Genomic DNA, 25212 nt, shown 5'->3' on the forward strand with positions numbered 1-25212 from the left:
CCCTGATGAAACCAACCGCCACTCCTTCCTTCCTCGAACAGACACTGTCCGGCAAGACGGCCATCGGCCTGCCATACAAGCTGCCGGGTGGCGTGAATGTCCAGGTGATGGACGAGGGCGTAATCCGCTTCGAGCCGCGCGACAGCGCCCATCGCAAGCTCGATCTGGTGATCTCCTGCGGCGTGCACGGCAACGAAACCGCGCCGGTGGAATTGGCCGATGCGCTGATCAGCGAACTCATGACCGGCGCGCTGAAAGTCCGCGCGCGGGTGTTGTTTGTCTTCGGCAACATCGAGGCGCTGCGCCGGGGCGTGCGTTTTGTCGAAAGCGACATGAACCGCCTGTTCTGTCGGCTGCCGGAAAGCCATGACGGCCCGGAGGCTCGCCGCGCCACCATGCTGGAAATGCAGTTGATGCGCTTTTTTGCGCGTGCGATGCAGGATGGCAAGCCGCGTCTGCATTACGACCTGCACACCGCCATCCACGGCAGCCTGATCGAGAAGTTCGCCATCTACCCGGTACCGCCGGAAGGCAAGCGTTTCGATCGCGAACAGATCGCGCGCCTGGGGCGCGCCGGGGTCAGCGCGGTGTTGTTGCAATCGGCGCGCGCGCCGACTTTCTCGTATTTCTCCAGCCAGCATTGCGACGCGGTGTCATTCACGGTGGAGCTGGGGCGGGCGCGGCCCTTTGGCCAGAACGGCGAGGTGGACCTGAGTGCGATGAAGGCCTATCTGCGCCATCTGATCGAGGGGCGGATTCCGGCCGGGGCGGGGCGCGGCGATGCGCCCACGGTGTTTCGCGTCTCGCGCGAAGTGATGAAGCGCAGCGATGCGTTCGAGTTGAAGATCGACGGCAAGACCGACAACTTCACGCCGCTGCCGCAAGGCATGCTGCTGGCGGCCGATGGCGAGAGCGAGTGCCGGGTGGAAGAAGCCGACGCGCGCATCGTCTTTCCCAATCCCGACGTGGTGGTCGGCCAGCGTGCCGGCCTGATCGTGGTGCCCGACAGCGCCACCGCCTAGGCGGCGCGCCGGGCGGGCCGCCCGTCACCGGCCGCCGCGCTCAGCGTTTCTTCTTCTTGCCGCTCGCGGCCGGCTTGGTTGCTCTGGCCTTTTTCGCCTTTGTGCCGGGCTTGGTATCGGGCTTGCGTTCGCAGACCGTGGTCGTGCGCTTTTTCTTGCCCTTGCCTGTCGTCACCTTGCGGCAACTGCCACCGTCATCGCCGGTGGCACGTGCGGGTGGCGTGCCGGCGGTGGCCAGCAGCGCGGCCACGTTGACACCGGTCATGCTGCTGCCATCGACACGGCGCGCGCCGTTCCAGCGGGTTTTCCAGTATGACAGGTTGATGTTCTCGATCTCTACCGCGCGGCCCGCGCGTGGTGCGTGGATGAAGCGATCCTCGCCCAGGTAGATGCCGACATGGGAAAACGCGCGGCCCAGGGTATTGAAGAACACCAGGTCGCCCGGCTTGAGCGCATCGCGTTCGATGGTGGCGCCCAGCCGGCTCATCGCCAGTGCGTTGTGCGGCAAGGCGACGTTCATCGCGCTCTGGAAGACATAGCGTACGAACCCGCTGCAATCGAGGCCCGATTCGGGATCGTTGCCGCCATATTTGTATTTCACGCCGATCAGGCCCATTGCCTGGAGCAACAAGCCCTGAGCGGCGGCCTGATCCTGTGACGGGTCGCCTTCTTTGCTTCCCCAGTTCTTTTTCGGTTCCGTGCCCGATGGTGTATCGGACGCGCCCTCGGACAACTGCTGCGCCCAGTGTGCCTGGGGCGAGGCGGGGGCTGGCGTGGGTTCGTCTGCGAAGGAAGCGGAAAGGAACTGGGTGAACAGCAAGGCGACGAACGCCGATCGTGTTCGTCTGCTGATAATCATGAGGGGCAAATGTATCGACGCCATCGTCCGCTGTAAAGCCACCACCGAGGTTTTTCCGGTGGCGAGGCCGGGCGGGTGGCCGCTGGATGAAGAAGGTGGACGGTTTTTCGGGGTGCTTGCCGGTGTCTCCCTGGTGAGGAGGGTATTGGCGGGCCGGGCTTCGTCTGGCCGCGCTGGCTTCGACCGTGCGCGGTATCCCGCTCGGGCGGTGCGCGGGATCGTGGAAAGACGAGCTGCACGTGGCGCGTTGGCAACGGCGGGCGCGCGGCCGGGCCGGTGGCAGGTACAACTTATCGACAAGCAACTGGTGGCAGGTTCGGAAGAGGCTCTAGAATCCGGGCTGTCCCCACTTTGCCGCGACGCGGTCGCCCAGCCCATGCTCAAGGAAACTTTCACCGTCATGCGCGATTTGCCGCGCGTGCGCGAGATCATCTCGGTCCTGATGCATCACGGTCTGGGCAACCTGGTCCATCGGCTGGGGCTGGCCAAGGGCATCGAGCGCGGCGCGGATCTGCTGCACCTGCCTGGCAGCCACGAGATCGAAGCGCTTGATCCGCCGGTGCGCGTGCGCCGCGCGCTGGAGGAACTGGGGCCGACCTTCATCAAGCTGGGGCAGGTGCTGGCCACCCGCGTGGATGTGTTCCCGGCCGAATGGATCTACGAATTCGAAAAACTGCAAAGCAACGTCCCGTCGCTGCCATTCCCCTTGTTCCTGGCCGAGCTGACCACGGTGCTCGGTGTCGATCCCTGCAGCGTCTTCACCGAAATCGACCCAGAGCCCTGCGGCTCGGCATCCATCGCGCAGGTGCATCGTGCCCGGCTCAACAATGGCGACGAAGTGGTGCTCAAGCTGCGCCGGCCGGAGATCATTCCCAAGATCGAGGCCGACCTGCGCATCCTGCGCCATATCGCCAGCCTGGCCGAGTTCGAGTTTCCCGATGCGCGCCGCTACCAGCCGGTAAAGATCGTCGATGAATTTGCCAAATCGCTGCGTCGCGAGCTGAACCTGTCGGTGGAGGCGCGCAACCTGGAGCGCTTCGCCCAGAATTTCGCCACCCACCCGGATATCGTGATCCCGGCCATCCACTGGGACTACACCAGCGAGCGCCTCAACGTGCAGACCTGGATCGGCGGGCTGGCGGGCAACGACATCGCCTTGCTGGCCACGGAAGGCTACGACCGCAGGGTGCTGGCCGCGCGTGGCGCCAACGCGGTATTGAAGATGGTGCTGATCGATGGCTATTTCCACGCCGATCCGCACCCCGGCAACGTCAAGTATCTGCCGGGCAACCGCATCGCCTTCCTGGATTTCGGCATGGTCGGCCGGCTGCCGCACCCGCGCCGCGATCAGATCGTCGATCTGCTGGCGGCGCTGGCCGAGCGCAGCGAGCGCGGCATTCTCAACGTGCTGATGGACTGGACCGGCGAGGTGGTGGTGGACGAGGAGCAACTCGCCGCCGACATCGCCGATTTCATGTTCAATTATGAAAACCTGTCGTTGAAGGATATCCAGTTCGGTCATCTGCTCAACGATGTGGCCGTCATCATGCGCGCGCACGAGATCACGCTGCCCTCCGATCTCACGCTGCTGTTCAAGGCGCTGATCACCCTGGAAGGGCTGGGACGGCAACTCGACCCCGACTTCCAGATGGTCCATCACCTGACGCCGTTCGTGCGCGAGGTGATCATCTCGCGCTACCACCCTCATTCCCTGTTGCGTTCCGGCAAGGAAGGGTTGCTGGAGGCGTTCGATATCCTGGCCGGCCTGCCGCGCGATTTCGGCAAGCTGATCAAACAGGCGCGGCGCGGCCACCTGAAGGTGGACCTGGACCTGAAGCGGCTGGACCGCTTCGGCACGCAACTGGCCAAGAGCGCCAACCGCCTGACGCTGGGCATCGTCACCGGTTCGCTGATCATCGGTTCCAGCATCGTGATGACGGTAAAGAGCGGCCCGATGCTGTTCGGCCTGCCCGCGCTGGGGCTGATCGGCTTCCTGATCGCGTTCTTCAACACCTTGTGGCTGGTGTTCTCGATCTGGGTCTCCGGCAAGGAGGAGCGCTGACATGGCCGGGATCGTTGCGTTGTCGCGGCTGCAGGTGGCGCCGACCTTCGACCAGCCGCGCCCGGATCGTCGGGTGGCCGGCAATCCGCAACGCACCACCTGGGAGCACTACGCGCGCGACGGACTGTCGTGCGGAATCTGGGCGTGCGAGGTGGGAAGCTGGAACATCCGCTTTGCCGACACCAAGGACGAGTTCTTCTGCGTGATCGAAGGGCGGGTCCGGCTGTGGGATGAAGCCGGGCACGCGGAGGAATTCGGCGCCGGCGAGGCAGGCGTGATCCCCGCGGGCTTCGTGGGGTGCTTCGAGGTGGTGGAGCCGGTACGCAAGTACTACGTGGTGCGCGATCGCACCGATTGACCGCCGTGGCGCAACCGGGCGTTCAGGCCTCGCCCTTTTTCATCGACTTGCCGGCCGCCACCCGCTGGCGGCGTACCTCCTTCGGGTCCGCGATCAGCGGACGATAGATTTCCACCCGGTCGCCATCGCGCAGGACGGTATCGGGCTTGCAGGCGCGGGCAAAGATGCCGATCGCCTGGCTGGCCGGATCGATCTCGGGAAACGCTTCCAGCAGGCCGCTGGCGCGGATGGCGTCGGCGGCGGTGCTGCCTTCGGGCAGCCTGAGCGCGACCAGCCGCTGCGCATCGGGCCGGGCGTAGACGACTTCCACGGAAAGCTCAGCCATGCAGGGTGTCCGCGCGGGCGATGAAGGCATCGACGAAGGTGGATGCGATCTTGCCGAACACCGGCCCGATCACCGTTTCCAGCGTGCGGCTGGAGAATTCGTAGTCGAGCGAGAACTCGATCTTGCAGGCATCTTCCATCAATGGCGTGAACTCCCACAGGCCGTGCAGTGCCTTGAACGGGCCATCGACAAAGACCATGTCGATGCGGTTGTCGGTCTTGACGTCGCGAGTGCGGAAAAAGGTTTTCACCCGCAGGAACTCCACGCGGATCGTCACATCGAGGATGGTGTCGGTGTGCTCGTGGACTTCGACTCCGCCGCACCAGGGCAGGAACTTGGGGTAGTCCTCCACGCGGTCGACCAGCTCGAACATCTGCGCGGCGGAGTGGGGAACGAGAACGGACTTGCGGATACGCTGCATGCAGGGAAAGCGTCTGGTGATCGCCCCGGGCAGGGGCTGCTGTTAAAATGGCCGGCCGTAACGCCCAGCCGTACGCATTGAACAGGCTTCAAAATGATCGAGCATCCTACCGCCGCCGAATACGCCCCGCAACCGGGCGCCGACTATGACGCGGCACCATTCCGGGATGCCGACGCGGTGGCCGAGGTGGCGGCGATCAAGCTGCCGCCGCATTCGCTGGAGGCCGAGCAATCCGTGCTCGGCGGGCTGCTGCTGGAGAACACCGCCTTCGACAAGGTGGCGGACATCCTGTTCGAGTCCGACTTCTATCGCGACGATCACGCGCGTATCTGGCAGCACATCACCAAGCTGATCGAACACAACCGCCCGGCCGACGTGATCACGGTGGCGGAGTCGCTCGACAACGCCAATGACCTGGCCTACGTGGGTGGGCTGGCCTACCTGGGTTCGCTGGCGAGCAATACACCATCCGCCGCCAATATCCGCCGCTACGCCGAGATCGTGCGCGAGCGATCGGTGATGCGGCAGTTGGCCAGCGTCGGCACCGAAATTGCCGATTCGGCCTACAACCCCAACGGCCGCGAGGCGGCCGATCTGCTGGACGAGGCCGAATCGAGCGTGTTCCGCATCGCGGAGCAGTCGCAGAAGGGCAAGCAGGGCTTCATCGCCATGCCGCCGATCCTGAAGGAGATCGTCGAGCGCATCGACCATCTGTACCAGCAGGACAACCCGTCCGAAGTTACCGGCATCGCCACCGGTTTCATCGATCTGGACAAGATGACCTCCGGCTTGCAGAAGGGCGATCTGGTGATCGTCGCCGGCCGGCCGTCGATGGGCAAGACCGCATTCTCGGTCAATATTGCCGAGCATGTCGGCTGCGAGCTGAAGCTGCCGGTGGCGATCTTCTCGATGGAAATGGGCGCGTCGCAGCTCGGTACCCGGATGGTCGGCTCGATCGGCAAGATCGACATGCACAAGCTCAAGACCGGCCGCTTCGAGGACGAGGACTGGATGAAGCTCACCCACGCGGTGAACAAGCTGTCCGAGGCGCCGATCTACATCGAGGAAACCGGTGCGCTGACCGCGCTGGACCTGCGCACCCGCGCGCGGCGGCTGGCGCGGCAGGTGGGGGGGCAGCTCGGCCTGATCGTGATCGACTACATCCAGTTGATGGCGGGCCGCGCCGGCGGCCGCGAGCAGAACCGCGCCAGCGAGGTGAGCGAAATCTCGCGCTCGCTCAAGGCGCTGGCCAAGGAACTGCAAGTGCCGATCATCGCGTTGTCGCAGTTGTCGCGTTCGGTGGAGCAGCGCACCGACAAGCGCCCGATGATGTCGGACTTGCGCGAATCGGGCGCCATCGAGCAGGACGCGGACTTGATCATGTTCATGTACCGCGACGAGTACTACAACCCGGATTCGCCGCACAAAGGGTTGGCCGAGTGTATTGTCGGCAAGCATCGTAACGGCCCCGTCGGCAAGGTGCCGCTGGTGTTCAAGGGGATGTACTCACGCTTCGAGAACGCGCTGATGCGCCCGGATGGCTGGTCGGGCGACCTGGAATAGGCGTTGCGACCCCCAATGAAAAACCCGGCGTCGCCGGGTTTTCTGTTTGCGGCGGCGGACGCCTATTTGCCGAAGTACTTCAGGTAGATTTTCTGATAGGTGCCGTCGGCCTTGACCGCGTCCAGGCCCTTGTTGATGCGGTTCAGCAGCGCCTTGTTGCCTTTTTTCACCGCAATACCGTAGTACTCCTTTTCAAACACCGGATCATCCACCAGTCGCAACCTGGCATTCGGGTTTTCGACCAGGTAGTTCCTGACCACGCCATTGTCGGCGATCACCGCTGCCACCTTGCCGGCGCGCAATGCCTCCAGGGCCTGGACGATACTGTCGAAGCGGGCGATGTCCGGGCTGGTCTTGCCGAAGTGCTGCTGCGCCACGGCGTCGCCGCTGGTGCCGCCCTGCACGCCGACCTTCTGGCCCTTGAGGCTGTCCATGGCGTCGATCTTGTTGTGCTGGGTGGTGATGATCAGTTGCTTGGCTTCGAAGTAGGGCGCGGAGAAATCCATCGTCCGCTTGCGGTCTGGCGTGATGGTCACCGCGGCGGCAACAATGTCGCGCTCCCCGCGTTGCAGCCCGATGAACAATCCTTCCCACGGGGTGTTGATCATCTTGATCTGAAAACCGGCCCGGTCGGCGATGGCCTGGATCAGCTCCGCGTCGAAGCCGACGATCTGCTGCTTTTCATTCAGCGATTCGAACGGGGCGAACGTGGCCTCGGTGCCGACGATATAGGGGCGTTCGGCGTGCGCGGCGCCCTGGAGCAACAGGGCGAAGCACAGGACGACGGCGCATTTCGGAAGAATACGCATGGCGATGATCCTTATCGGTACAGTGGCGCTTTCAGCATGCGCTGGCGCATTGCCCGGGGGCAATGCGTGAAATCAACAATACCTGGCTGGGCGGTCGGCCAGGTGTCTGCTTGCGGCATCGCGCACCCGATCGACGATGGCTTTCAGCCCGTTGGCGCGCGACGAGGTGAGAAAGCGTGCCAGCCCCAGTTGTGCCAGCCAGCCGGCAAAATCCACCGACAGGATGTCGTCGGCGCTACGACCGTGGAATGCGGCGAGCACCAGCACCAGCAGCCCCCTGACCACGCGGGAGTCGCTGTCCAGGCGCAGGGTCAGCCTGTCGTCGCGCCAGTCCAGGCTCATCCACACGCCGCTTTCGCAACCGTGAACCCGATGCGCGTCGTCGCGGTCGGCGTCATCCAGCGCCGGTAGTTCGCGGGCGATCTGTACCAGCAGGCGGTTCTTGGCTTCCCAGCTCGCGGCCTGGCCCAACTGCTCGGTGATGCGGGCACGATCGAAGGTCACTGTAGCCACTCCAGCGTATCGGCCAGTGCAGACAGCAGTGCTTCCACCTCGGTCACGGTGTTGTAGGCGCACAGCGAGATGCGCAAGGTGCCGGGCAACTGTAGCGTTTCCATCAGTGGTTGCGCGCAATGCGTGCCCACGCGCACGGCGATGTCGCGCGCATCGAGGAACTGAGCCACGTCGAACGGATGGGCCTGTTCGAACGCCGCCGACACCAGCGGCCCCTTGCCGGGCGCCGTGCCGACCACCCGCACGCCGGGCAGGGCAGCCAGGCCGTGCTCCAGCGTGGCGCGGAGCATGTCCTCGTAGGCGGCAAGCGCGGGGCGATCCAGCGCACCCAGCCAGTCGAGCGCCGCCGCCAGGCCCACTGCCTGGGCCATGGGCGGCGTGCCCGCCTCGAATCGGTAGGGCGGTGCCTGATAGGTGGTGCCGGAAAAGCTCACCCGCTCGATCATCTCGCCCCCGCCTTGCCAGGGCGGCATCCCCGCCAGCAGGTCGCCTCGCGCCCACAGTGCGCCGATGCCGGTCGGGCCGAACACCTTGTGGCCGGAAAACACCAGGAAATCGGCGTCGAGGTCCTGCACATCGATGATGTCGTGCGCCATGGCTTGCGCGGCATCCACCAGCACCCGCGCGCCATGGCGGTGGGCGGTGTCGATCATTTCGCGCAGCGGCGGGCGGGTGCCGATGGCGTTCGACAGCGCGGTGACCGCCAGCAGGCGCGTGCGCGATCCCATGAGCTGCCGGAACTGGGCCAGATCCAGGCTACCGTCCGGTTGCAGCTCGACCACGCGCAACGTCAACCCGCGTTCGGCGGCCAGCATCTGCCAGGGCACGATGTTGGCGTGATGTTCCAGCATGGTCAGGATGATCTCGTCGCCGGCGTGCAACTGGCTGCGCCCCCAGCTTTGCGCCACCAGGTTGATCGCCTCGGTGGTGCCCCGGGTAAAGACGATTTCCCTGGCGTCGTGCGCATTGAGAAAGCGAGCGATGGTGCTGCGGGCATTTTCGAAGGCGTCGGTCGCGGCGTGCGCCAGGCGGTGCACGCTGCGGTGCACGTTTGCGTTGCTGGTTTCGTAGAAACGGCGTTCGGCGTCGAGAACGGCCCGGGGCTTGTGGGTGGTTGCCGCGTTATCCAGGTAGACCAGCGCTGGCTGGGCGCAAAGCAAGGGAAACTGCTCGCGCAACGCGGCAACGTCGAAAGCGGGAGAAAGAGGCACAGGCGGGCTCATCGAGGGTATCGACTGCAATTGTATAATGCGCCCCATGACCTACAAGCAACCCGTTTCCGTGCTCGTGCTGATCCATACCCGTGACCTGCGGGTGTTGCTGCTGGAGCGCAACGATTTCGCCAATGCCTGGCAATCGGTCACCGGCAGTCGCGAAGGCGAGGAGCACCTGTCCGACACGGCGCGACGCGAGGTGGCGGAGGAAACCGGCATCGACGCCGGCTTGTACACCTTGCGGGACTGGCAGTGCTGTACCGACTTCGAAATCTACGAAATCTGGCGCCATCGCTATCCGCCGGGGGTGACGACCAATACCGAACACGTATTCAGCCTGGAGGTCCCTGCGGAGATCGCCGTGCGGCTGGCGCCACGTGAGCATCGCCGTTTCCAGTGGCTGGATTGGCACGCCGCCGCCGAAGCGGTGTTTTCGCCATCGAATGCCGAGGCCTTGCGCCAGTTGCCGCAACGCATCGCCAACTGAGGGGGGGCGCCCCATCCTGGTTGCGCACAAAAACGATTGTCGCTGCGTGGCATTCTTCACGGCGCCGACGGGGCGGCCACGCATTATCTTTGTTGCTGAGCCACTACCCCCGGCTCAACCCCCTGTTATTCACCCCGCCCCTGGCGGGGTTTTTTCTTTGGAGCGCGGCGGGTGTGCTTGTTTTGTGCCTGTCACGAAATGAATCTGCTGGGGCTCGGTGGGGGTGTGGGGGTGCGTTGTTGATGTTGATGTGGTTTGTTGACTTATCTTTGTATCTATTTGATATGACTATAATTTCATAATTTCTATTCCGGCTGAATTTTTGATTTCGTGTCAGGTCACGAATATTTTTCTCATTTATTTTGTGACACGTCACAAAAATAGTGCAAAATGATGAAGAACATGATGAAAGGGGGTTTCGATGAAGCATGTTGCCGATCGCCACACTGCCGAATTGCCGGGCCTGGATGCGCCACGTAAACGCGGCCGGCCCACCCTGGGTGCCCGCGCGATGACTGTCGCGGAACGCAAGCGCCGCTCGCGGCAGAATGCCGGCACCACCTCCCTGGAACTCGATCACGCTTTCGTCAAATGGCTGCGCCGGCAGGCCGCCCAGCAGGGCGTGTCGGTGGGGGACCTGCTGATGGAGCGCTTCGGGGTGAAGTAGTCCCGGACTGGAGGGGCCGATGACCTTCGAGCTTGAACAGCGATTCCAGGCGCAGCACACGGCATTCGGGCAGGGCGCGGCTGCCTCGTGCCAGCAGCGTCGCGCCGCGCTGGCGGCGCTTGGCCGCGCCCTGCGCGCGCAGCAGGACGCGCTGGTGGCCGCGGTCAACGCCGATTTCGGCCGTCGCCCGGCGGCGGAAACGCAATTGCTGGAACTGGTGCCATTGCTGGATGCGATACGCCATGCCCGCAAGCACCTGCATCGCTGGATGCGTCCGCGCCGCGTTGCCGTCAACGGGCTGTTCCGCCCCGGCAGGGCGCGGGTGCTGTACCAGCCGCTGGGCGTGGTCGGCATCATCGGCGCCTGGAACTACCCCATCCTGTTGACCCTTTCGCCCCTGGTCGATGCACTGGCGGCCGGCAACCACGTCATGCTCAAGCCTTCGGAACTGGCTCCAGCCACGGCGGCGGCGATCCGGGCCTTGATCGAGCAGGTATTTCCGCCTGAGCAGGTGGCGGTGATCGAGGGCGGGGCGGATATTGCCGCCGCCTTCGGCGCCTTGCCGTTCGATCACCTGTTGTTCACCGGCTCGGCGCGCATCGCCAGGCAGGTGCTGCATGCGGCGGCGGACAATCTCACTCCGGTAACGCTGGAACTGGGCGGCAAATCCCCGGCGCTGGTGCATGCGTCGTTCCCGATGCAGGAAGCCGCCGACCGTATCTGCACCGCGAAATTCTGGAACGCCGGCCAGACCTGCGTGGCGCCCGATCATGTCCTGCTGCCCGAAACCCATGCGGCGGAGTTCCTCGAGGCCGCCGGCGCGGTGTTGCGCCTGCGGTGGCCACAAGCCGCTGACAACGACGACTATGCCCACCTGATCAACGATGCCGCCGCCATACGCCTGCGCGAGTTGCTGGACGATGCGCTCGCGCTGGGCGCCAGGGCGCTTTATCCGGTGGGGGAAGATTGCCGGGGCCGGGCGTTTGCGCCGGTGCTGTTGCTCGATTGCACGGTGGACATGCGGGTGATGCGCGAAGAAATCTTCGGCCCCATTCTGCCGATCCTTACCTATCGCACGCCGGAGGACGCACTGGCGCTACTCGCTGCCCAGCCGCACCCGCTGGCCTTTTATTACTTCGATAGAGATCGCGCCAGGGTGGATCGCGTACTGGCGAACACCGCTTCGGGCGGCGTGACCATCAACGATTGCATGTTCCACCTGGCGCAGCACAACCTGCCATTTGGCGGTGTCGGCCCGAGCGGCATGGGGGCCTATCACGGCGAGGACGGGTTCCGGCGGTTTTCCCATGCGCGCGGCGTGTTGCTGCAAAGTCGGTGGGTTGCCTGGACGATGGGGGTATTCAAGCCGCCTTATCGCCCGTTGGGCCGGCGGCTGGTGCAGTGGCTGCTGTCCAGGAGGTGACGCGCTCAGATTTCCGGGGGTGGCGGCAACGGCGTGCTGGCCGGGGGGCGGGACAGGTAACTGTAGACGATGGCGTAGGTGAGATAGACCGGCTCTTCGTCGCCCGCGGCCATGCGGTCTCGTACCAGTGCGGTAAAGAGGGTGCGCGCCTGTAGCGTGCGGATACGGCCTTCCTTGGTGTCGCACGCGGTGAAGTTGCTGGCCAGCGCATCGATGCTGATGAAGCAGTCCACGAAGCGGCCGTCTTCCAGTTCGACCTGGAAGGGAATGCCGCCGATCTCATCGACGGGGGTGAGAACCACGGGGTAGGGCAAGGACATCGGGGCGTGCTCGTTACAGATGATCGGCTGTCAATCGAGCATACGGTAGCGATTGGGGTGTACATCTGTCCAGCGACAGATGGCCGTTGTCGTGGGTCGGGTGGCCATCCATCTGTCGGTTCGATGCGGCCCGGCCCGCCACGCGCCTACATCACGATGCGAGGGCGGCCGACTGCATGGGGCGTGGCGGGTCTTTACGCTGGACAGATCAGCGCATGCACGGAGAGGCCATCATGACGACGCAATCCAGTTCATCGCACCGGATGCGCGGCGCATCCGGACGCCTTCACACCCGCCGCATGCTGGGCCGCCGCTATGGCGTATTGACCGCACTGGTGGTGCCTCGGGTACGCCATGCCGTGGGCGCGGTATTGACGGTGGCGTTGCTCGCCGCAGTGGGTGCGCTATGTTTCGTTGGCGAATATCGTTTCGGCTATTGGCATGGCGCCATCGGCGCATTGGCCGTACTGGCGTTGCTGCTGCAAGGCCGTCATCTGCGGCGTGAACGGTCAATGACGAGGGAGCGCGACCAAGTGCGCGAAACGGTAGCGATGCTGGATGTGATCGAGGGCGAAGCCGTGCCCCCGCGTCTGCATCAGCCCCAGCCGCCAGCACAGCGAAACCAGGTCAATTGATGAGCGATACAGGACGCGGTGCGGGCAGGGCGAACAGATTGCCCAGATGCAGGATATCCAGCACCACTCTGGCGGTTTCACTGCAATTGGCCAGCACGATGGGGCGGGGATGGATGCGCTCGCGCAGGATCAGCAACTGCCCGATGGCGGCGGTATCCATATAGACCACCCCCCCGAGGTCCAGCACCAGCGGCGCATGCGCCGGTGCGTCGTAGGCCAGGTACGCGGCCTCGTGAAAGTGCGCTTCACAGGTGTAGGTGAACTCGCCATGGACGGCGAGACAAACCTGGCCTTGAGACGAAAGATGGCAATGTGTGGGCACGGTCGGTTTCCGGGCTGACAAGGTTTGCCGGGAGGGTGGCAATTTCATTATTGGCCTTGGCGATCTTTTTGCAAGCAATAAGAAAGTATTGTTTTCGTGATCCAATGCGAAAAGTGATGAGGACTGGTAGCGGGGCGGCGGTGGCGTCCATTTGATTCAATTTGCTTTTTCTGAAAGCCAAGGACAAATACTCCCCATTGCACTCAGCAGCGGCCACAGCCAGCAAAGGGCGTGAACGGCTATTGCTGAGGGATGAACGGCTGTTGGATGGCGGCATGTATTTGTCATGGGTTTTGAGCATAGGGTATGTGCCGTGCGGTGATGTAAAGAACGGTTGTCCTTGGCAAGGAAAAGCCCCGCCTCGCATGACGGGGCTTTTCTATCGGGGAAGGGCCGGCGAGGCGGACGCCGGGACAGGGGTGAAGGAGCTGGCCGTCAGTTCCGACAGTTTTCCCCTACGTGGATTTTGTGCTGCCACTGATAACCCTGGGGTGGCGGCTCCCTCACCATGGGCTCGTGGCAAGGCGGCCCGGCCGCGATTTGCCGCACCACGCAACTTTCATTTTCCTGCAAGGAGACATCCGATGAGTACCCAAGGAAAGCAAGGTAGCAATCAAGGCAGTAATCGCGGCTTTGCCTCGATGGACGAAAACAAGCAACGCGCCATCGCCAGCCAGGGCGGCAAGGCAGCCCACGAGAAGGGCTCGGCGCACGAATTCGATTCCGAGGAAGCACGCGAAGCAGGCCGCAAGGGCGGCCAGGCCAGCCGTGGTAGCAACAACAACGGGCGGTAATTGACTGCCTGAATCACGAAAGGGCGCCTTGGGCGCCCTTTTGGTATTGCCATTTCAAAAATATCCCCACGGCAAATTTTGCAGCCGGGGATAGAAACTACATCGCTTCGGGCGAATTGCCGCGTTACACGCGACGTGCTTCTTTTTCCTACAAGGAGTTGGTCGATCGTCCGATAACGCGCTTTCGGCTTGTTCTCTATGGTGGCTTGCTCCCCCATTTCACTGAATGGGCGCTTGCGCCCAGCCCAACACGGAGAATCGGCCATGACGAAGAAAAACGCGGACGGAATCGGCGCGGGTTCGGCGCTTTCCACGGTATCGGGCCCGGCCGCGGGTGTTTCCGCAAGCGCGGGCCAGGGCGTCGCGCCGGCGGAACTGCTCCGCAAAGTGGTGCAGTCCGCCGAGTTGTCGGCCGCCATGCCCTCCAATCCGAACAAGCCCGGCGAATATGGCGATGCCGCGCGCTGCCCGGTAACGGGGGCGTCGGTCAAGCCGGCCGATCCGCTGGCGGTAGCGGGCACGGTCACCGAGCGCAACGGCTCGCCCAAGACTGGCTCCGGCCAGCCGCCGCAGGGCGAAAACCATGCGGGGGGCAGTCTGGATCGCGTCCGGGTCGATTCCGGTGGCCGGGCGCTTACCACCAACCAGGGCGTGCCGATCGCCGACAACCAGAATTCCCTGAAGGCCGGCCTGCGCGGGCCAACCGCGCTGGAAGATTTCATCCTGCGCGAGAAGATCACCCACTTCGATCACGAACGCATCCCCGAGCGCGTGGTGCATGCGCGCGGGTCGGCCGCACACGGCTATTTCGAGAACTATCAGCCGCTGGGCCGTTTTACCAAGGCTGCGCCGTTCGCCGAGGCGGGCAAGCGCACGCCGGTTTTTGTCCGGTTTTCCACCGTTGCGGGCGAGCGGGGCTCCATCGATACCGCGCGCGATGTGCGCGGCTTCGCGGTGAAGTTCTACACCGACGAGGGCAACTGGGACCTGGTGGGCAACAATATCCCGGTATTCTTCATCCAGGATGCGATGAAGTTTCCCGACCTGGTCCATGCGGTAAAGCCCGAGCCGCATTTCGCGATGCCGCAGGCATCGTCGGCGCACGATACCTATTGGGATTTCGTCTCGCTGACGCCCGAATCGACGCACATGCTGCTGTGGCAGATGTCGGACCGTGCCATTCCGCGCAGTTATCGCACCATGCAGGGGTTCGGCGTGCATACCTTCCGCCTGATCAACGATCAGGGCGAAGCGGTGTTCTGTAAATTCCACTGGACGCCGGTGGCCGGCACGCATTCGCTGGTGTGGGACGAGGCCGTGAAGCTCGGCGGCGCGGACCCCGATTTCCATCGCCGCGACCTGTGGGAAGCGATCGAGGCCGGCGCTTATCCCGAATGGGAGCTGGGCCTTCAGATTTTCAGCGAAGCCCAGGCGGAAAGCTTCGATTTCGATGTGCTCGATGCCACCAAGCTGGTACCCGAGGAAATGGTGCCGGTGATCCCGGTCGGCCGGCTGGTGCTGGATCGCAATCCCGACAACTTCTTCGCGGAAACCGAGCAGGTGGCGTTCTGCACCGCGCACATCATTCCGGGCATCGACTTCACCAACGATCCATTGTTGCAGGGGCGTATCCATTCCTACGTCGATACGCAGATCTCGCGGCTGGGCGGGGCCAATTTCCACGAAATTCCGATCAATGCGCCGCTGGCACAGGTGCACAACAACCAGCGCGACGGCATGCACCGGCAGGGTATCCCGCGTGGCCGCGTCGCCTATGAGCCGAATTCGCTGGGTGGCGGTTGCCCGTTCCAGGCCGGCATGCGTGGTTTCACCAGCTTTCCGGAGCCGGTGGCCGAGGACAAGGTGCGCGGCAAGCCGGAGAAATTCGCCGATCATTACTCGCAGGCGCGTCTGTTCTGGCGCAGCCAGACGGCGGCGGAGCAGCAGCATATCGTCAATGCCTTCCGCTTCGAGCTGACGCGCGTGCAAGTGCCGGCGATCCGCGAGCGCGTGGTGTCGCTGCTGGTCAATGTCGATGAAGTCCTGGCGCAAGGCGTGGCCGATGGCCTGGGCTTTACGCTGCCGCCCGCCGCGCCGCTGGTGAGCGATTGCGATTTCCCGGTGCCGGCACCGTCGCCCGCGCTATCGCTGCTGTCCCAGCCCGGAGATGGCTCGATCCGGGCCAGAAGGGTGGCGATCCTGGTGGCCGAGGGTGTCGAGACGGAGGACGTGGCCGCGCTGTACCAGGCCATCCTGGCGGATGGCGGTGTGCCACGGCTGCTGGGCGTCCGGCTCGGGCAGGTAACCGGCAACGGCCGTACGCTGCCGGTGGAGGCAACGCTGGAAGCCATGCCCGCCGTACTGTTCGATGCGCTGGTCATTCCCGACGGCGAGGCGGCGATTGCCACGCTGGCCCAGGTGGGCAATGCACTGGAGTTCGTTCGCGATCAATACCGGCATTGCAAGCCGATCCTGGCGGTGGGGGCCGGTGGCAGATTGCTGGACAAGGCGGGGATAGGCGCCGCACTGGCGGAAGGGGCCACTGACCCGGCCTTGCTGCGGGTTTCGACGATGAAGGAGGGCACGAAGGCTTTCATCGCATTGCTGGGCAAGCCGCGCGATTACTCGCGCGAGGTTGATCCTCCTGCTGTCTGACGGGCCGATTCACCCATGAAAAACGACGCCTTGGGCGTCGTTTTTCATGGGTGCGTTGCCGTGTGCGCTGGCGGCCCAAACCCGGCTACCCCAGGCTGGTGGGGCATGCGAACGCCGAAAGGCGATCAATCGCATTTTCGGGTTGCAGACGATGCAAGGCGTGCGGCAACCCGTAACCCAGATGGGGCGCCCCGGCTGGGGCTTTGTGCTCTGCGCCACCCATCGCCACCCTATTGCTCCATGGGAATGACCGACACATTGCCGTTGGGCTCCATATAGGCGCGCTTTACCTTGCTGGGGTCATCGACGCCCTGTTCGCGCAATTTGCTCAGCAGGTCCGCCATGGTGATCATTTCGCGCCGTAGCCCCTCGCGCAATATCGTGCCGTCGCGAATCAACAGCAGCGGTGGCGGCTCCAGGTATTTCTGGATTCGGGGATATCTGAAGCAGATCCAGTCCACCAGCATGTTCCAGAACACCAGCGTGCCGACCAACAGCAACCCTTCGAGCAGCGATTTGATATCGCCCGCCATCGGCTGCTGGATTGCCTCCGAAATGATCACGATCAGCAGCACGTCCGAAATATTGACCGAGCCGGAATCCCGCCGAAGGATCAGCCGGAAGATCAGGAACAGCATCCAGAAAATGGCCGTGCCCCGCAGCAGGGTTTCCCAGATCGGCTGATTGATTTCCAAAACAATGTCCCAGTCCATTTTCCCCTCGCGCCGATGTTCAATGCTGAGCTTCCAGCAAGATGCGTGCCGCGACGCGAAATGCGATTCACTTGCCGGTATGTCCGGGCGCATCTCGAAAAATGTAAAAATGACGGCGACATCAGGCGGGACGGGCTACACACAATCAAGTGCTCCCGTCCGCAAGGACACGCCGGGGGCGATGAACCGCATCGAGCGCAAAGACGCGCGGGGGATAGGGAACCATGAGCAAACCAATGAACTTCGATCAGGCCTTCGAGCGGCTGATCAGCCACGAAGGTGGCTATGTCAATCACCCGTCCGACCCGGGCGGTGAAACCAACTGGGGTGTGACCAAGCGCGTGGCGGTGGAGAACGGCTACACCGGCTCGATGAAGGCGCTGACGCGCGAACAGGCCAAGCGCATCTACAAGACGGCGTATTGGGATCGTGCCAAATGCGACCGCTATTCGGGCGCCATCGCCTTCCAGTTGTTCGATGCTGCGGTGAATCACGGGCTCGGCAACGCCATCCGCTTCCTGCAACGTGCCGTGGGGGTGACGGACGATGGCATTGTCGGCAACAAGACGCTCGAAGCGATCCGGGCGCTGAGCACGCAGGATGTGGTGCTGCGCTTCAATGCGGAACGGCTGCTGTTCTACACCAAGCTTCCCACGTTCTCGACCTTCGGCAAGGGCTGGGTCAACCGCGTGGCCGAGAATCTGCGCTACAGCGCGGAGGATGCGTGATGTAGGCCCTTTCCGAAGCAAATTCACGCTAAACGCACCTTGTTTGCGGACGACCTTGGCCGCATTATTCAGTCAGGTTCGAACGCTAACCGCTTGATTTCATTGATTCGCCAGCCGCGTCCCCCGAACCGCGCGTGCCGGAAAATCCTGCGTAACGGGTTGATTCAATTGAAAAATGTTTTGCGTGTTGCCTCGTACAACATCCACAAAGGGCTTTCCACCTTCAACCGCCGCCTGGTGGTGCATGAGGTGCGGCAAGCCCTGCAAGGGTTGCATCCCGATCTCGTGCTGTTGCAGGAGGTGCAGGGCGCACACCGGCGCCAGGCGCAACGTTTTGCCTACTGGCCGCACGAGCCGCAGCACGAATACCTCGCCGGTGCCGATCTCACCGCGCTGTATGGGCGCAATGCCAACTATCGGCATGGCCACCATGGCAATGCGCTGCTGTCGCGCTTTCCGGTGCGCCGCTGGGACAACCACGACCTGACGTTGCACAAGTTCGAACAGCGGGGCCTGTTGCATGCAGTGCTGGAAGTGCCGGGCTGGGCACGGCCACTGCATGCGCTGTCGGTCCATCTGAACCTGCGGGCGCAGGATCGACGGCAGCAACTGAAACTGCTTGCCGAATATGTCCATACCGAAGTGCCGATGCATGCGCCGGTGGTCCTGGCCGGCGATTTCAACGACTGGCGCTGCGAAGCCACGCCGTTCATGGCGCACGAGCTGGGGCTGACCGAAGCGTTCGAAACATTGCATGGCGCCCACGCCCGCAGTTTTCCCGCACGGTTGCCAGTGCTGACGCTGGATCGCATGTACGTGCGCGGCTTCGATATCGCTGTGGCGGATGTGCTGGGCGGGCAGCCATGGATCGGCCTGTCCGATCATGCGCCGCTGTACGCGGAGCTGGCACGCAGCAAGCCAAATTGATGCGCAAGGCCCGGGCACTGACCCAATTGCGGAACTGGCGGCCGCCGAAGGTGATCGCCATGCGCTTCAGTGGTGGCCATCGGGTACGCCTACTGTACAACGGCACCGATTATTTCCCTTTGCTGCTGGCCGAGATCGACACCGCGCGGGTGGAGATCTTTCTCGAAACCTATCTGTTCGAAGCCGACGACATCGGTGCGCGCGTGGTCGATGCGCTGATTGCCGCGGCGGTGCGCGGCGTGCGGGTGAAAATCCAGGCCGACGGTTTTGGGGCGCGACAGTTTCCGCAACCCTGGCGCGACCGCCTGGAAGCGGCCGGCGCGTGGCTGTTGTTTTTCCGGCCGGATATCCGGCCGCTGTCGTTCAATACCAGTCGCCTGCGCCGGCTGCACCGCAAGCTGGTGGTGATCGACGGCCGGGTCGGTTACGTGGGCGGGATCAATGTCCTGAGCGACCTGGAGCCCGGCCTGCCTGGGCTGGCGCCGCGTTACGACTACGCATTCCGGGTGGAAGGGCCGGTGGTGGCGCAGATGCATACGGCGGCGGATCGGCTATGGCGCCATACCGCCTGGGTGCAGTTGCGCCCGGAATGGACCGCGAAAAGCCGCGTACCGGTGGATGTCACGCCGTGTGGCCATGTGGTGGCGGGTTTTGCCATTCGCGACAACCTGCGGCATCGCCACGGTATCGAGCTGGCCTATTTACAGGCGATCCAGGCTGCGCGCCATGAAATCGTGATCGCCAATGCCTATTTCCTGCCGGGCTATCGCTTTCGGCGCGCCTTGCGCGCGGCGGCGGCACGCGGGGTGCGGGTGGTGCTGTTGATGCAGGGGCAGGTGGATCATTTCCTGCTGCATTGGGCCACGCGCGCGTATTACCGGCGTTTTCTCGTCGCCGGCATGGAAATCCACGAATACTATGCGGGTTTCATGCACGCCAAGGCGGCCGTCATCGACGGCGAGTGGTCCACCGTTGGCTCCTCCAACCTGGACCCGTTCAGCCTGCTGCTGGCGCGCGAAGCCAATGTGTTCGTGCGCGATGCGGCGCTGGCGGGCGAGCTGCGCGACGATATCCTGCGCCAGGTAGCCGTCTCGGCCCGCCGCGTGAACCTGGCCGATGTATCGCACGCCGGGTGGACGCTGCGGGCGCTGGTCTGGAGCTGCTTCGGCCTGGTGCGGCTGATTATGGGCCTGACCGGCTACGGGGGCCGGCGCTATCTGGAGTGATCGCGCTTCGAGCTGGGCAGGGCCGGGCGTTCGGCGTGGCGGTCGTATTCCAGCGTGGCCCGCAGGATGCCTCGCAGGATATCCACTTCCTCCTGCTCCAGCCGGGTGCGCTGGAACAGGCGCCGCAGGCGTGGCATCAGCCGCTTGGGCGCATAGGGCTTGAGAAAGCCGATCGTGAGCAAGGTGCTTTCCAGGTGTTCCAGGAACAGCTCGACGTGTTCGTGGCTGGCGTATTTGGGTTTTTCCTCCAGATGGCTCACATCGTCGGACAGGCAACTGAACAGCTCATAGGTCAGCACCTGAACCGCCTGCGACAGATTGAGGCTGGAGTAATCCGGATTGGTGGGGATGGTGACCAGCCGATTGCATTGCTGGACTTCCTCGATGGTCAGCCCGCTCATCTCGGTGCCAAACACCAGCGCCACCTCGCCGCCGCCCCGGGCTTCGGCCAATAGCTCCGGCGCCAATTGGCGCGGGGTGGACAGCGGCTGGACCAACTCGCGCCGCCGCGCCGTCATCGCCACCTGTACCGTGGTGCCGACCAGCGCTTCGGCCATCGAGCCAACGACAATGGCGGCATCGAGCACGTCATCGGCGCTGGAGGCCAGCGAAGTCGCCACTTCCGATGGGTATTCCTTGGGGTTCACCAGATAAAGCCGGGTGATGCCCATGGTCTTCATCGCCCGCGCAGCGGAGCCGATGTTGCCGGGGTGGGAGGTGTGGGAAAGCACCACGCGAAAAGCGGAAAGGCAGTCGGTCTTGCTCATGGGGAAACCTATGGGATGAACGGCGTATTGGCACAAACGCCATTGCCTCGCCGGCATGCAGGCCTGCAACCGGCGGCCAACGGCGGACGCGGCCGAGGCGCGATGGTACACCGGCCTGTTTTTGCGCGCCGCGAAACCCGGTAGAATGCGGAAAATTTTCGTTCTTTAGAAGCCGGTCGGGCGCCAGCCCGCGACACAATTCGCATCGATGCCCTGGTTCGCCGGGGCGGCCATGGCTCCAGCGCCTGCGCTGGTTGCCGCGTTCGACCGTTTCGCCGTCCAATCAGGGAATCACCATGCATCCGATGCTCAACACGGCCGTCCGCGCCGCCCGCCGTGCCGCTTCCGTCATCCAGCGCGCCTCCAACAACCTCGACCTGATCACGCCCGAAAAGAAGGGCCACAACGATTTCGTCTCCGAGGTTGACCGCGCTGCCGAAACCGCCATCATCGAAACCATCCTCGAAGCCTATCCCAAGCATGCCATCGAGGCCGAGGAATCGGGCGCGCGCGGCGAATCGGAATACACCTGGATCATCGATCCGCTCGACGGCACCACCAACTTCCTGCACGGTTTTCCGCAATACGCGATCTCGATTGCACTGGAACACAAGGGCGTGATCACCCAGGCCGTGGTGTACGACCCCAACCGCAACGACCTCTTCACCGCCACGCGCGGCGTCGGCGCCTTCCTCAACGATCGCCGCATTCGCGTCTCCAAGGTGCGCGACCTGTCCGACGCACTGATCGGCACCGGCTTTCCGTATACCAAGTTCAACAACCTCGAAACCTACCTGGCCATCTTCCGCGACATGGCGCAGCAGGCCGCTGGCGTACGCCGCCCCGGCGCTGCCGCCCTCGATCTGGCCTACGTGGCTTGCGGCCGTTTCGATGGCTTCTTCGAATTCGACCTGAAAACCTGCGATATCGCCGCCGGCACGTTGCTGGTACAGGAAGCGGGCGGCCTCGTTACCGATCTGGCCGGCGAAGAACACTACCTGCAATCCGGCGACGTGCTGTGCGGCACGCCGCGCGTGTTCGGGCAGATGCTGCATCTGATCAAGCAACACCTCCGGTAACACTACGCAAGCCCTGTATTGATCGGGGCTCGCGTATCTGGGGCTTCTGCAACTCGCCAGAGACAATGACGGCTTTGCTGACATTGAGTCTGTGGATGGCGATCTTGTAGAAGCCCTGAACTTTTTTTAGGCCTCGATCTGGAACAAGGGATTGGAGGGGGCGGGCCGCTGACGGTGCAGTGGGCCTACAACTCGCTGGAACCGTTTGCCGAACCGATCCGGCCGCCGCGGGTGCGCGATGGTCGGGGTTCCGTGTCGAATCCGGTGACGCCCACCCTGGAGTTGCCGGACGGCAGCACCCAGCGTTTCTACAGAACGGATACCTCACCCACCGGCTACCCGATGACAGGGACCTTCCGCACCAGCGGCAACTGGTGGCTGCAAAAAGATGGGCTCTGGGAGGCGGCGATCCTTAAATCGCCGAACGGCACCACCTACCAATTGTCGGTCATCAAGCCGCAGCAAGGACGCACCCTCAGCGCAGCGCTTTCCAGCTACCCCTTCGGCAATGTATCGGCCCTACCGGATTCCACCTATTACACCGGCCTGGGCGGTGAATTCGACTACTACCTGCCGGCTTCCGCCAGCGATACCAACGGCAACCGCGTGGATTACGGCTACGACGGCATGCTGCTGACCAGCCTGACCGCCGCCGATGGGCGGGCGATCCGCATCACCTGGAGCAACACCGGCCAGCCAGCGACACGAATGCCGCAGGTGGCTAGCGTCACGGCAGGCAGCCGCAATTGGTCGTTCGCCTACCCAGGTGATAGTCAACTGACCATGACCCAGCCGGATGGGCTGAGTTGGCAACTGGGTTACCGCAACTGGGAAACCTACATGACGGGCATCCCGCCCAATGGCACCCAGTTCCCGCTATTCACCAGCATCACCTACCCCAGCGGCGGCCAGACCCGGCTCGACTACGTGCGCTACCTGGCGCCGAACGACATTCCTGACAGTTGCAACCAGCCAGGTTGCCGCGACGAAATCGCCAAGTACGTGCGCGAACAGCCGCGGCCGGCGGTGATGCGCAAGACCACCAGCGACGGCGGGGTGTGGACGTACCAGTTCTACGCCGGCAAAGGCGTGGACGGCATTTATGTCGCCTATAGCTTCCCCACGGGAGGGGATCAGGCGCAGATCAAGAGCGGCACCCGAATCGTCACGACCCCAGCGGGTACCACGACGTATGGCTATGTCTCGCCCTACGACATTGCCAATTGCCAGGAAGACCAGTGGCGTAGTGGCCTGCTGCTGAGTCAGAGCACCGCCAACAGTGCCGGCACGGTGCTGGAACAGACCAGCTATGACTGGCGTTACGCCCAGATCAGCAGCAACACCCCCAGCGTGTTGAGCAGCACCTGCCGCAGCAGCGTCAGCCGCGTGCCGCTGCAAGCCAGCAAAACCCTCACCCGCGACGGCAAAACCTTCAGCACCGCACACGAGTACGACGCCTACGGCCGGGTCACCGCCACCTACGAAACCGGCGACAACGGCGACAGCCGCCGCATCGAACGCAGCTACGTCACCGACACCAGCCGCTGGATCATGGACAAAGTCAGCGCCGAGTATGTGCGCGCCGCCGCTGGCGTGGCCCCGATATCGAGCACGGCCCGTAGCTACGACAGCCACGGCAACCTCCTGAACGAAACCCGCGACAGCGTCACCCGCAGCTACACCTACGACGCCGCCGGTCAACTGACCACCGCCACCGACCCGCGCGGCTTCGTCACCCGCTATGCCGATTACTACCGTGGCATCCCGCGTAGCGAAGTCCGTCCGGTGGCCACCGGCAGCGAACTGGCCAGTTGCCCGGCCAGCCCCGCCATCACCCTGGCGCGCAGCGTCGACGATGACGGCAACGTGCTCAGCTTCACCGACGGACGCGGGACCGTCACCGGCTACCAGTACGACGCGCTGAACCGCCTGACGCGGATCACCCCACCGCAGGGCAACCCGACCAGCATTGCCTGGAGCGCCACCAGCCGCACGCTCACCCGCGGCAACTACAGCGACCGCATCGACTGGGATGGCTTCGGCCGCCCCATCCAGAGCACCGTCAACGGCATCGTCATCAGCCGCCGCTACGACACACTCGGCCGCCAGACCTTCGAGAGCTATCCCAACCAGAGCATCGGCGACAGCACCGATTACGACGCACTCAACCGCGTCACCCAACTGACCCACAGCGACGGCAGCGCCCGCAGCTACGGCTACAGCGGCAGCGCCGTCGCCGAAATCAACGAGCGCGGCTACCAGACCTCCCGCTTCTATCAGGTGTTCGGCAACCCCGACGACAAGACACTACGCAAGGTGGTGCCACCGATTGCCGCCGCCACCACCGACATCCAGCGCGACCTGCTGGGCAAGGTGCTGAGCGTGAGCCAAAACGGCGTCACCCGCCACTGGGGCTACGACCACCGCCACTACCTGATCACCCGCACCGACCCCGAAACCGGCGCCACCTACCTGGGGCGCGACGCCGCCGGCAACCTCGTCGCCCGCCACGTCGGCCAGACCGCCGCCGGATACGCCTACGACGCCCAGAACCGCCTGAGCAGCAGCTGGTACAACGACGGCACCGAAATGACCTGCCGCCGCTACGACGGCAACGGCAACCTGATCGCCCTGAACAACAGCAGCGTACAGCGCAGCCAGGGCTACGACGCCAACGACAACCTCACCAGCGAAACCCTGGTAGCGGCCGGCCGCACCCTGACCCTGCGCCACGAATACAACGCCAACGACGCCCAAAGCGCACTGGTCTACCCGGACCACCGCCGCCTCGACCTGAACCCCGACGCCTTCGGCCGCCCGACCCGGCTGGGCGAGATCGTCCCCACCCTGCACTACAACGAACGCAGCCAACTGACCTACTGGCAAGGCGCCAACGGCCGCCAGGACCGGACCGGCTACGACATACGCGGCTGGCCGCTCACCCATCAGGTGCGCAACAACGTCACCCTGCCGCCGGTGCCGGTGGCCCCGACCGCCCCGGTGCACCCCGGCAACCCGCCCAGCGCCCCTGGCGCCGCGCCGGCCGCGCCCGGCTATGCCGAACCCGGTGCCAGCTATGGTGCCGACAAAGCCTGCCGCGCACTGTATGACGAACCGCGCCAAGGCAGCTTCCAGGATGGTCGCCCCGACCCGATCGGCCGCTACCAGGCCGCTTACAATGCCTGGCTGGCGCAATACAACACCTGCGCCTCCGACTGGAACAACCGTGGCGAACAATGGCGCAATGGCGAAGCTGGCTGCCGCGTCCAGTATCCCGAACCACGCCTCTACCAGTACAGCGGCAGCACCCGGCCCCAAGACGC

General features: G+C 64.0%; 25 protein-coding genes. 15 read left to right on the plus strand and 10 right to left on the minus strand.

Features of this window, described 5'->3' with window-relative positions:
• Positions 1-5 precede the first annotated feature (5 nt).
• Positions 6-1022: a succinylglutamate desuccinylase gene (gene astE / locus FAZ21_RS10295; RefSeq protein ID WP_136773357.1), complete on the plus strand. Its 1017-nt coding sequence runs from the start codon at positions 6-8 to the stop codon at positions 1020-1022.
• Between the two features lie 40 nt (positions 1023-1062).
• Here the strand turns inward: astE and FAZ21_RS10300 are convergent, their stop codons facing one another.
• Positions 1063-2313 carry a C40 family peptidase gene (locus tag FAZ21_RS10300; protein ID WP_211243431.1) on the minus strand — a complete coding sequence of 417 codons (1251 nt, stop codon included), beginning with the start codon at positions 2311-2313 and terminating at the stop codon, positions 1063-1065.
• Here FAZ21_RS10300 and FAZ21_RS10305 point away from each other — a divergent pair.
• Entirely contained in the window at positions 2282-3943 is a 1662-nt protein-coding gene (locus FAZ21_RS10305) for an ABC1 kinase family protein (RefSeq protein WP_308418435.1), read from the plus strand. The two genes, FAZ21_RS10300 and FAZ21_RS10305, sit on opposite strands and share 32 nt — an antisense overlap.
• A 1-nt stretch (position 3944) precedes the next feature.
• Complete coding sequence (locus FAZ21_RS10310) at positions 3945-4301, plus strand: cupin domain-containing protein (RefSeq protein ID WP_136773359.1); 357 nt, start codon at positions 3945-3947, stop codon at positions 4299-4301.
• Between the two features lie 22 nt (positions 4302-4323).
• On the opposite strand, the gene FAZ21_RS10315 is transcribed toward FAZ21_RS10310, so the two are convergent.
• The gene (locus FAZ21_RS10315) at positions 4324-4626 is read right to left on the minus strand and encodes an RnfH family protein (RefSeq protein ID WP_136773360.1); all 303 of its coding nucleotides are present in this window, start codon (positions 4624-4626) and stop codon (positions 4324-4326) included.
• Positions 4619-5047 carry a type II toxin-antitoxin system RatA family toxin gene (locus FAZ21_RS10320; RefSeq protein ID WP_136773361.1) on the minus strand — a complete coding sequence of 143 codons (429 nt, stop codon included), beginning with the start codon at positions 5045-5047 and terminating at the stop codon, positions 4619-4621. Before FAZ21_RS10320 ends, FAZ21_RS10315 begins: the two co-directional genes overlap by 8 nt.
• Positions 5048-5140: 93 nt before the next feature.
• On the opposite strand from FAZ21_RS10320, the gene dnaB reads away from it, so the two are divergent.
• Entirely contained in the window at positions 5141-6610 is a 1470-nt protein-coding gene (gene dnaB, locus FAZ21_RS10325; RefSeq protein WP_246038592.1) for a replicative DNA helicase, read from the plus strand.
• Between the two features lie 62 nt (positions 6611-6672).
• Here the strand turns inward: dnaB and FAZ21_RS10330 are convergent, their stop codons facing one another.
• From FAZ21_RS10330 to FAZ21_RS10340, 3 genes are all read right to left on the minus strand, one after another.
• Positions 6673-7419, minus strand: a complete 747-nt coding sequence (locus tag FAZ21_RS10330) for a basic amino acid ABC transporter substrate-binding protein (RefSeq protein WP_136773362.1) — start codon at positions 7417-7419, stop codon at positions 6673-6675.
• A gap of 72 nt (positions 7420-7491) precedes the next feature.
• Positions 7492-7923, minus strand: coding sequence for a SufE family protein (locus FAZ21_RS10335; protein WP_169307344.1), 432 nt, complete (start codon positions 7921-7923; stop codon positions 7492-7494).
• Positions 7920-9155, minus strand: coding sequence for an aminotransferase class V-fold PLP-dependent enzyme (locus FAZ21_RS10340; RefSeq protein WP_169307345.1), 1236 nt, complete (start codon positions 9153-9155; stop codon positions 7920-7922). The genes FAZ21_RS10335 and FAZ21_RS10340 overlap by 4 nt, the downstream gene beginning before the upstream one ends.
• A 34-nt stretch (positions 9156-9189) precedes the next feature.
• Between FAZ21_RS10340 and nudB the strand changes: the two genes are divergently transcribed.
• From nudB to FAZ21_RS10355, 3 genes are all read left to right on the plus strand, one after another.
• Positions 9190-9633: a dihydroneopterin triphosphate diphosphatase gene (gene nudB / locus FAZ21_RS10345; RefSeq protein ID WP_136773364.1), complete on the plus strand. Its 444-nt coding sequence runs from the start codon at positions 9190-9192 to the stop codon at positions 9631-9633.
• 421 nt (positions 9634-10054) lie between these two features.
• Positions 10055-10300: a hypothetical protein gene (locus FAZ21_RS10350; protein ID WP_136773365.1), complete on the plus strand. Its 246-nt coding sequence runs from the start codon at positions 10055-10057 to the stop codon at positions 10298-10300.
• Positions 10301-10319: 19 nt separating this feature from the next.
• Positions 10320-11723, plus strand: a complete 1404-nt coding sequence (locus tag FAZ21_RS10355; RefSeq protein WP_136773366.1) for an aldehyde dehydrogenase family protein — start codon at positions 10320-10322, stop codon at positions 11721-11723.
• A 5-nt stretch (positions 11724-11728) separates the two neighbouring features.
• Here the strand turns inward: FAZ21_RS10355 and FAZ21_RS10360 are convergent, their stop codons facing one another.
• Positions 11729-12043, minus strand: a complete 315-nt coding sequence (locus FAZ21_RS10360; RefSeq protein ID WP_136773367.1) for a hypothetical protein — start codon at positions 12041-12043, stop codon at positions 11729-11731.
• A gap of 233 nt (positions 12044-12276) precedes the next feature.
• Between FAZ21_RS10360 and FAZ21_RS10365 the strand changes: the two genes are divergently transcribed.
• On the plus strand, positions 12277-12678 hold the full coding sequence (locus tag FAZ21_RS10365) for a hypothetical protein (protein WP_136773368.1): 402 nt from the start codon (positions 12277-12279) through the stop codon (positions 12676-12678).
• On the opposite strand, the gene FAZ21_RS10370 is transcribed toward FAZ21_RS10365, so the two are convergent.
• On the minus strand, positions 12671-13000 hold the full coding sequence (locus FAZ21_RS10370) for an STAS domain-containing protein (RefSeq protein ID WP_169307346.1): 330 nt from the start codon (positions 12998-13000) through the stop codon (positions 12671-12673). The two genes, FAZ21_RS10365 and FAZ21_RS10370, sit on opposite strands and share 8 nt — an antisense overlap.
• Before the next feature lie 584 nt (positions 13001-13584).
• Between FAZ21_RS10370 and FAZ21_RS10375 the strand changes: the two genes are divergently transcribed.
• Positions 13585-13794 (plus strand): KGG domain-containing protein, encoded by a 210-nt coding sequence (locus tag FAZ21_RS10375; protein WP_136773370.1) that lies wholly within the window; start codon positions 13585-13587, stop codon positions 13792-13794.
• A 264-nt stretch (positions 13795-14058) separates the two neighbouring features.
• Positions 14059-16449, plus strand: coding sequence for a catalase (locus FAZ21_RS10380; RefSeq protein WP_136773371.1), 2391 nt, complete (start codon positions 14059-14061; stop codon positions 16447-16449).
• A gap of 230 nt (positions 16450-16679) precedes the next feature.
• On the opposite strand, the gene FAZ21_RS10385 is transcribed toward FAZ21_RS10380, so the two are convergent.
• Complete coding sequence (locus FAZ21_RS10385; RefSeq protein ID WP_246038594.1) at positions 16680-17255, minus strand: DUF421 domain-containing protein; 576 nt, start codon at positions 17253-17255, stop codon at positions 16680-16682.
• Positions 17256-17386: 131 nt separating this feature from the next.
• On the opposite strand from FAZ21_RS10385, the gene FAZ21_RS10390 reads away from it, so the two are divergent.
• The 3 genes from FAZ21_RS10390 to clsB all read left to right on the plus strand — a co-directional run bounded on the left by FAZ21_RS10390 (position 17387) and on the right by clsB (position 20043).
• Complete coding sequence (locus FAZ21_RS10390; protein ID WP_136773372.1) at positions 17387-17890, plus strand: glycoside hydrolase family 108 protein; 504 nt, start codon at positions 17387-17389, stop codon at positions 17888-17890.
• A gap of 168 nt (positions 17891-18058) precedes the next feature.
• Positions 18059-18817, plus strand: coding sequence for an endonuclease/exonuclease/phosphatase family protein (locus FAZ21_RS10395; protein WP_169307347.1), 759 nt, complete (start codon positions 18059-18061; stop codon positions 18815-18817).
• Positions 18817-20043, plus strand: coding sequence for a cardiolipin synthase ClsB (clsB, locus tag FAZ21_RS10400; protein WP_211243433.1), 1227 nt, complete (start codon positions 18817-18819; stop codon positions 20041-20043). Before FAZ21_RS10395 ends, clsB begins: the two co-directional genes overlap by 1 nt.
• On the opposite strand, the gene FAZ21_RS10405 is transcribed toward clsB, so the two are convergent.
• Positions 20031-20810 (minus strand): RNA methyltransferase, encoded by a 780-nt coding sequence (locus tag FAZ21_RS10405; RefSeq protein ID WP_136773373.1) that lies wholly within the window; start codon positions 20808-20810, stop codon positions 20031-20033. The genes clsB and FAZ21_RS10405 overlap by 13 nt on opposite strands.
• Positions 20811-21106: 296 nt before the next feature.
• Here FAZ21_RS10405 and FAZ21_RS10410 point away from each other — a divergent pair, with 296 nt between their 5' ends.
• A complete protein-coding gene (locus FAZ21_RS10410) occupies positions 21107-21889 on the plus strand; it encodes an inositol monophosphatase family protein (protein WP_136773374.1) in 783 nt (260 codons plus the stop codon).
• A gap of 252 nt (positions 21890-22141) precedes the next feature.
• On the plus strand, positions 22142-25212 hold a 3071-nt coding region (locus FAZ21_RS20280), incomplete at its 3' end, for an RHS repeat domain-containing protein (protein ID WP_169307348.1).

This window comes from Chitiniphilus eburneus, from assembly GCF_005048205.1.
Taxonomy (GTDB): Bacteria; Pseudomonadota; Gammaproteobacteria; order Burkholderiales; family Chitinibacteraceae; genus Chitiniphilus; species Chitiniphilus eburneus.